We start from the raw sequence: 7,964 nt of genomic DNA, 5'->3' as shown, positions 1-7,964 counted from the left end.
AGGTCGAGCCGCAGCTGGCGCAGCTCGCCGATCGCGACGCCGGTGCGCAGGTCGCGCAGCGCATCAAAGAGCGGCGCGCCGCTGTCGCGCCGGGTCGCGGCCAGGCGCGGCGCCAGCAGCGCGATCCGGTCCAGCATCCGGTTGATCCAGCCGCGCACGTCGGGCGGCGTCATCAGGTTGGCGCGGTTGGCGATGTCGATCCAGCCGGCGCGGACGGTGCGGCGGATCGCCCGCTCGACCCCGGCCGACTGGAGCAGCCCGGCCATGATGATGGCGAACCATATGCCGACAAGCTGCGCCACCGCGCCGTTTACATAGGATGCGAAGGCATTCACATAGCGGTCCGACAGCAACACCGGACTGCCCAGGCCCAACAGCGTCGGCAGCGCGATGCCCGCCCAGCGGGGCGACGCCATCAACGCGCCCAGCACCAGCAGCGCCGGCGCATAGGCCATGGCCAGCATGGCAAAGCCGTCCAGCCGCGGCATGATGGCATAGCCATAGAGCGCGCCGAGCAGCGAGGCTACGATGGTGCCGACCATGAAGCCCTTGAGCGGCGCGAGCGGATTGTCGGCGGCGGCGAAGAGCGCCAGGAAGACGCCGGCCAGCATGACCGCGGTGCCGCCATCCTTCCACCCGCTGCCGATCCACAGGGCGCATCCCAGCGCCACGGTCAGGAACGCGCCAAAGGCGCCACGCGCCGCGCCGGCATAGTCGCGATGCAGTTCGCGGTTGCGCCGCCCTTCCAGCAATTGCGCGACGCGCGGCGTCACTGCGCTGCGGCGATGGGTCGTCATCTGGTCCAGCAGGTCGCGGCAGTCGCGATGGACGGCGACCAGCGTCGCCAGCCGGGCATAGAGGCTGAGCCGCATCATGTCGGCCCAGCCCATGTCGGCGCGCGCCTCCGGCTCCAGCGCGGTGCAGCGCGCGATCAACGCGCCGGTCAGGCTGGCGCGGGCAGCCGGGTTGGGCGCGGGCGTTTCCAGCCAGTCGCGCACATCGGCGATCAGCGCCTCGACCTGCGTCGGCACGACACCGCCATTGGCGGCCTTGAGCTGGGCCAGCCGATCCTCCACCGCCGCGCCCAGCGGCAGCAGCAGCGACAATTGATCCTGCAAGGCGCGCACCGTGCGCACGCGCGGCGCCAGGCGGCTGATGTCGAAGGGCAGATGGACCGACATCTGGTGCAATTCACTTACATCCTGCGCCAGCCGGCGGCGCTCGGCATCCAGCCCCGGCACCGGATCAGTCGCGATGGCGTCGCGCGACCAGCGCTCGGCGTCGCGCAAAATGGTCTGGACCCGGCCCAGCAGCACGCCGGTAATCGATCCGGGCAGGATGACGCCATGGACCAGGCTGCCGCTGAGAATGCCCAGCAGGATTTCCTGTACGCGCAGCGACGCCACCGTGAAAATCGTCTGCGGCGTATCGACGTCGGGAAAGACGATCAGGCAGGCGGTATAGCCGGCCAGCACGAACATATAGGATCGCGGCGTCCGGTCGAGCAGCGACACGAACACACACAGGCCGAGCCAGGACGCCATGGCGAGCGACAGAAGTTCGGGCGCATTGACCAGCGGCGGCACGACCGCCACGGCGAACATCGCGCCGGTCAGCGTGCCGATGATGCGGAACACCGCCTTGGAAATGACCGCGCCCGCCATCGGCTGGGCCACGATATAGCTGGTCAGGAACGCCCAATAGGGCCGCTCCAGCCCGATGCTGTAGGCCAGGTAAAGCGCCAGCATCGCCGCGATCAGGCATTTGACGGAAAAAAGCGCGGCCGGCAGGCCGATCTTCTCTCCCAGCTTTTGGACCTTCATGACTGGCTGCGCCGCTCGGCGATGCGGTGGCCGATCAAGTCGAGCAGCTCGACCATGATCTCGATCGCCTCGTCAGGAATGTCGTGCAGCAGTTCGGCGCGCAACATGCCCAGCTTTTCCTCGATCCCGCCCACCAGTTCGCGCCCCGCCGCGGTCAGCGTGATGATGTTCGACCTTTTGTCCTCGGGATGGGTCGCGCGCGCGACCAGCCCGCCCGCCTGCAACTGGTCGAGCGTGCGCACCAGCGAGGGCTGCCGGATGTCGAGCGTTTCGGCTAGCTCCGCCTGCCGCACCTCATTGCCCAGCCGGTCGATATGAATGAGGCACCAGCCCGCGCTGTTGGACACGCCGAATTCCGCCAGCGCACTGTCGGCCAGCTGGCGCCAGTTGCGGGCCACGGACGCCATTTTATGCGCCAGCGCGCGGCGGGGATCGTCGAGGAGTAAATTCATTAGATAGCTAACTAATGAAAAGCGGCTAGCGTTGCACCTGTCTATTTCGCTGTCGCATTTGCACGAAATGCAATCGACCGTCGGGGCAGCGGCAATGCCCGCTCCCCGACGGCCGGTCCCGTCAGGCCCGTCGCGTCCCGTTAAAGGCCGACGCGCCGAACGCGCCCAGCTGCATGGTTCCGGTGATGGCGTCGCCCACCACTTCCGCGTCGCATTCCAGCGTCATCGGCATGGGCATGGTCATTTCCATCTTCCACGTCAGCCGGTCGCCATCGACCTTGCCATCGACCACGTCGAGCGATCCCATCATGCCGGCGAAAGTGCCGTTGAACCGATCGCCGCTGCTGACGACGGTGAACACGCCCTTCTGGTCGCCCATCGGGGTCTTGGCCACGCAATCATAAGCGCCATCCACTGCCATATCCATTCTCCTTTACGTATTCGTCAGTCCGCGAGCGTTCCCATTTCCACCGGCAACCCCACCGCGTCAAGCTGCGGCCGCACCAGTTTCGCGTCGCCCACCACGACCCAGATCAGCCGGTCGGGATTGATCGCCTCGCGCGCGGCCTTGTCCATCTCCGCCGCCGTCATCGCGCGATAGGTTTTGGGCAACGTCTCATAATAATCGTCGGGCCGGCCGATCAATTGGTTGCGCATCATCGCGCCCAGCAATTCGGACGAGGTTTCGAAGCTGCCGGGCAGCGAGAGGATCTGGCTGTTGATCGTCTGGTCCCGCTCTTCCTGCGTCGTGCCCTTGGTCGTCAGATAATCGCTGATGTCCTGGCGCGCGGCGATGATCGATTCGCCGGTCTTGTCGGTCTGCACCGGCGCATAGACCAGCAACGGGATGGTTTCCTTGACGCCCGGCAGCGCCGTGCCCGCGCCATAGGCCCAACCCTTCGTCTCGCGCAGGTCCATGGTCAGGCGCGACGTGGTGCTGCCGCCCAGCACTTCGTTCGCGGTCTGCAACGTCACCGGATTGTCGGTCCCCGCCTTGTTGGTCAGCAGCCCGCCCAGGATCAGCGATTGCGGGCTTTGCGGCTTGTCGATCAGGATGATCCGCGACGGGCGCATCATCCGGTCCATGCGGAACGTCTTGACGCCCTTGGCGACGGCCGGCGCCTTCCAGTCGCCGAAGCGCTTTTCCAGCAACGGCATCAGCTCCGCCAGCGTCGTGTCGCCTGCGACGAAGATGGTGGCATTGTCCGGCCGCATCCATGCGTCATGGAAGGCGATGAGGTCGGCGCGGGTCGCGGCCTTGACGCCTGACTCCGTTCCCGAACCGGTAAAGGGAATGCCATAGGGATGCGCCTGCCCGTACAGCAGCGGCGGCAACATCCGCTGGGCGATCGCCATCGGCTCAGTCTTTTCCGCCGCGATCCGGGTCAGCACCTGCCCGCGCAGCCGCTCGACTTCCTCGGGCTTGAAGGCCGGGTTGCGGATCACATCCGCCAGCAGGCCGAGCGATGCGTCCAGATTGGGCTTGAGCGCGAACAGGCCGACGGTCGTGCGGTCCATGCTGTTGCCCGCGCTGATCGCCGCGCCCAGACGTTCCTGCTCCTCGGCGATCTGCACCGACGACCGGGTCGTCGTCCCTTCGTCCAGCAGCGCCGTCGTCAGCCCCGCCGTGCCCAGCTTCGCCCTGTCGTCAGCGGCGTTGCCCGCGTCGAAGGCGACCGAGACGCGCACCGTCGGCACCGCATCGCGCCGCGCGAACACGACCGGTATGCCGTTCTTCAATGTCGCATGTTCGACATCGGGAAAGTCCAGATCCTTGACCGGCTCGATCGGCGGTTCGGCAATCTTCGTTGGCTCAGGCGCCGTGGCGGCGGCGGGCGCCGGCGCATCGGGATTGCGGAAATAGGCCGGCTTGTGTGTGGCGTTCCCCGCCAGCGCGTTGTCCGCCGCGCTGCGCTCGCCCGGCGCGACGGTCAGGCGCAACACCGGCCGGCCCAACCATTTGCGGGCGGCCGCCGTCACCGTTTCCGGCGTCGCGGCGGCATAGACCGCCAGGTCTTGCTTATATTTGCCCGGATCGTCGGAATAGACCGCGCCTTCGGCCAGCGTCACCGCCTTGCCCGAAAAACCGCCGACCTTCTCCAGCCCCGAAATCGTGCCCGACACCTGCCGGGTGGCGGCGCGCTGCACCTCGTCGGCGCTCGGCCCCTTGGCGAGATAGTCGGCAAGCAACTGGTCGAGCCGCTTGCCCACCGCTACCGGGTCCACGCCCGGCTTCACATCAACGGTGATCTCCGCCAGGCTCAGCTTCTCGAAGGGCTGGATGCTGGCCTTGACGCCGACCGCGACCTTTTCGTCACGCACCAGCGCATTGTCCAGCCGCGATGAGCCGAGGCCACCAAACACCGCCATGGCCAGGTCAAGCTGCGGCAGGTCGGCCGAATTGACGCCGGGCACCACCCAGTTGCGATAGAGGCGCACCGCTGCGACATTGTCGTGCATCGCCTTCTCGACATCCTTGTCGAGCGTCGGCACGCTGGCGTCCACATCCTGTGGCGCGGGACCGGCCGGGATGTTGCCGAACCACTTCTCCACCTTCGCCTTGGCCGTAGCGACGTCGATGTCGCCCGCCAGCACCAGCACGGCGTTGTTCGGGCCATAATGGGTCTTGAACCAGTTCTGTACGTCGGCGAGGCTGGCCGCGTTCAGGTCCGCCATCGATCCGATGGTGGAGTGGCGATAGGGGTGCCCTTCGGGCAGCAACGCGGCGAGCTGCGCATATTCGACCAGCCCATAGGGCTCATTCTCGCCCATCCGCTTTTCATTCTGCACGACGCCGCGCTGGGTATCGAGCTTGGCCTGCGTGACCGCGCCCAGCAAATGGCCCATCCGGTCCGATTCCAGGAACAGCGCGCGATCGAGCGCGCCGGTCGGCACCGTCTCGAAATAATTGGTGCGGTCGAACCAGGTCGTCCCGTTCCAGTCGGTCGCGCCGATATCCTCGAGCCGCCCGAAGAAAGGCCCGTCGGCATTTTCCGATCCATAGAACATCAGATGCTCGAACAGATGGGCAAAGCCCGTCTTGCCCGCCGGTTCGTAGCGCGATCCGACATGATACCAGACCGACACCGCCACCACCGGCGCCTTGCGATCGGTATGGACGATGACACGCAGCCCGTTCTTCAGCCGGAACTCCTCATAAGGAATATCGACCTTGCTCACCAAGCTGGACAGTGGCGCGGGCGCGGCGGCCGCGGCAGCGGTCGCGGGCCGGGCGGCCGCCTGCGTCATGGGCATCAGGGCAAGCGCGGACAGGCCGATCAGCAATGGCAGACGGCGCGGCAGGGGGGAAAGGGTCATGAAAGGCCTCTGGCAGGAGCTGGTGGACCATGCGGCCAGGAAACGGGCCGCGCTGCACCCAGCATAGCGGGGCGTGATGAGCGCGCAATATAGATCGGGCCGGAATATATCTGACTGCCATACATCTGGCTGGACAGGACGAAAGCCGGGCGGCAAGTCTGTCACCATGCGTATCTGCCTGAAAGTCCTGCCATCCATGAAACGCCTGACCCTGCTGGCCGCCGCCCTCGCCCTGCCTGCCGCGCTCCCCGCCCAGCCCGCGTCCGACCCCATATTCACCGCTGCGGCCGTGCGCGCCCATGTCGAATTTCTCGCCGACGACCTGCTCAAGGGCCGCGACACCGGCAGCGAAGGGCATGAAATCGCCGCCCGCTATGTCGCCAGCCAGTTCGACGGGCTCGGCCTCAAGCCGGGCGGCGACGATGATGGCTGGTATCAGCGCATCGCTTTTCAGAAGACCGAGCGCGCGCCGACACCCGCGAGCCTGACCGTCACCGGCCCCGGCGGTCAGGAGAGCTTCACCCATGCCGGCGACGTGCTGGTCGGCGTCAATGCCGCCGAACCGCATCTCGACCTCACCGCGCCTCTCGTCTTCGTCGGCTATGGGCTCGAAAATCAGCGCTTTGGACTGGACGATTATGCCGGCCTCGATGTCAGGGGCAAGATCGTCGTCACCCTGCGCGGCTACCCCAAGGGGCTGCCCAGCGAGGAAGGCGCGCATCTCTCCGCGACCAAGGCGATGATCGCCCAGAAGCATGGCGCCATTGCCATGCTTTCGCTCGGCACGCTCCAGTCGATGAAGGCGCGGCCCTGGGCGCGGATGGTGCAGTTCGCCGACGAACCCGACTTCACCTGGGTCTCTCCCGAGGGCAAGCCGTTCGACCAGGCGCCGGGTATCCGCGCGGCCGCCTCGCTCAACGATCCGGCGGCCGAGGCGATCTTCGCCGGCGCGCCGCAGAGCGTTGCCGCCATCCGCAAAATCGCGGATCGCAAGGGTGGCAAGCCCAGGGGCTTCGCGCTCAGGACCAGCGCCCGGATCAAGGCCGATAGCGTCAGCCAGCGCGTCACCAGTCCCAATGTCGTCGCCATCCTGCCGGGCAGCGACCCGATCTTGAAGGACGAATATGTCGTCCTCTCCGCTCATCTGGACCATATCGGCGTCAGCGCGGCAAAGCCCGGCGACCCTGCGACCAAGGACCGGATCAACAATGGCGCGCTCGACAATGGCGCGGGCATCGCCACGATGCTGGAAGTTGCGCGGGCGATGGCTGGGGCGCCGCAAAAGCCGCGCCGCTCGATCATCTTCCTGGCATCGACCGGGGAGGAAAAAGGGCTTCTCGGCGCCGACTATTTCGCCCGCCACCCCACCGTTCCGATCAAGCAGATCGTCGGCAATGTCGATCTCGACATGCCGCTGCTGCTCTACCCCTTCACGGACGTCGTCGCCTTCGGCGCCGATCACTCGACCCTCGGCCCGATCGTGGCGCAGGCGGTAAAGCCCATGGGCGTCACCCTCTCGCCCGACCCCATGCCGCAGGAAACAATTTTCGTGCGCTCGGACCATTATATGTTCGTGAAGCAGGGCGTCCCCGCCGTCTTCCTGGCGACCGGCTTCGCCAATGGCGGCGAACAGGCGTGGGGCGACTTCCTGTCGGGTAATTACCATCACCCCGGCGACGACATGAACCAGCCGATCGACTGGGATGCCGGCGCGCGCTTCGCGGAAGCGAATTACCGCATCACCCGTGCCATGGCGGATGGCGATACGCCGCCTCGCTGGTTCGCCAACGACTTCTTCGGCGACCTGTTCGCCCCCCAAGCAACCAGGGCGGCGAAGTAAGGATAATCACGCATCGCCCCTTGTGTGCCTTTTGAGCAACACTACATCCACACCATCAATATCATGGGGATGTCATGAACCTCGAGAAATTCACCGACCGCGCCAAGGGCTTCCTCCAGTCGGCGCAGACCGTCGCCATCCGCATGAGCCATCAGCGGATCAGCCCGGAACATCTGCTCAAGGCCTTGCTGGAGGATGAGCAGGGCATGGCTTCGGGCCTCATCAAGGCGGCGGGCGGCGACGCGGGCGTGGCCCTGCGCGAAACCGACGCGGCGCTCGCCAAGGTGCCTGCGGTTTCGGGCAGCGGCGCGCAGCAAACGCCCGGTCTCGACAATGACGCCGTGCGCGTGCTCGACAGTGCCGAGCAGGTGGCGCAGAAAGCCGGCGACAGCTATGTCACCGTCGAACGGCTGCTGCTGGCGCTGACCCTCGCCACCACAACGGCGGCGGGCAGGGCGCTGGCGGCCGCGGGCGTGAAGGCCGAAGCCCTGAACGCCGCGATCAACGGCTTGCGAGGCGGCCGCACCGCCG

At 66.6% G+C, this 7,964-nt stretch carries 6 protein-coding genes; 2 read left to right on the top strand and 4 right to left on the bottom strand.

Features of this window, described 5'->3' with window-relative positions:
• From C100_RS29385 to C100_RS29370, 4 genes are all read right to left on the bottom strand, one after another.
• A partial coding sequence (locus tag C100_RS29385) for an FUSC family protein (RefSeq protein WP_024018618.1) occupies window positions 1-1,823 on the bottom strand: 1,823 nt, incomplete at its 3' end.
• Window positions 1,820-2,275, bottom strand: a complete 456-nt coding sequence (locus tag C100_RS29380) for a MarR family winged helix-turn-helix transcriptional regulator (RefSeq protein ID WP_024018617.1) — start codon at window positions 2,273-2,275, stop codon at window positions 1,820-1,822. The genes C100_RS29385 and C100_RS29380, both read right to left, overlap by 4 nt.
• Window positions 2,276-2,396: 121 nt before the next feature.
• On the bottom strand, window positions 2,397-2,696 hold the full coding sequence (locus tag C100_RS29375; RefSeq protein ID WP_024018616.1) for a hypothetical protein: 300 nt from the start codon (window positions 2,694-2,696) through the stop codon (window positions 2,397-2,399).
• 23 nt (window positions 2,697-2,719) lie between these two features.
• Complete coding sequence (locus tag C100_RS29370; protein ID WP_024018615.1) at window positions 2,720-5,593, bottom strand: M16 family metallopeptidase; 2,874 nt, start codon at window positions 5,591-5,593, stop codon at window positions 2,720-2,722.
• A 196-nt stretch (window positions 5,594-5,789) separates the two neighbouring features.
• Here C100_RS29370 and C100_RS29365 point away from each other — a divergent pair, with 196 nt between their 5' ends.
• Window positions 5,790-7,433: a M28 family metallopeptidase gene (locus C100_RS29365; RefSeq protein WP_024018614.1), complete on the top strand. Its 1,644-nt coding sequence runs from the start codon at window positions 5,790-5,792 to the stop codon at window positions 7,431-7,433.
• A gap of 74 nt (window positions 7,434-7,507) precedes the next feature.
• A partial coding sequence (locus C100_RS0124070) for a Clp protease N-terminal domain-containing protein (RefSeq protein WP_031308756.1) occupies window positions 7,508-7,964 on the top strand: 457 nt, incomplete at its 3' end.

The organism is Sphingobium sp. C100, assembly GCF_000508185.1.
In the GTDB taxonomy this organism is placed as follows: Bacteria; Pseudomonadota; Alphaproteobacteria; order Sphingomonadales; family Sphingomonadaceae; genus Sphingobium.
The sequence above is the reverse complement of the archived record's forward strand: the minus strand, read 5'-3'. Positions and strand labels throughout refer to the sequence as shown.

Coding starts and splice junctions, on each gene's coding strand:
- C100_RS29370 (WP_024018615.1), bottom strand. CDS start 5,593: ATGACCCTTTCCCCCCTGCCGCGCCGTCTGCCATTGCTGATCGGCCTG.
- C100_RS29380 (WP_024018617.1), bottom strand. CDS start 2,275: ATGAATTTACTCCTCGACGATCCCCGCCGCGCGCTGGCGCATAAAATG.
- C100_RS29365 (WP_024018614.1), top strand. CDS start 5,790: ATGAAACGCCTGACCCTGCTGGCCGCCGCCCTCGCCCTGCCTGCCGCG.
- C100_RS29375 (WP_024018616.1), bottom strand. CDS start 2,696: ATGGCAGTGGATGGCGCTTATGATTGCGTGGCCAAGACCCCGATGGGC.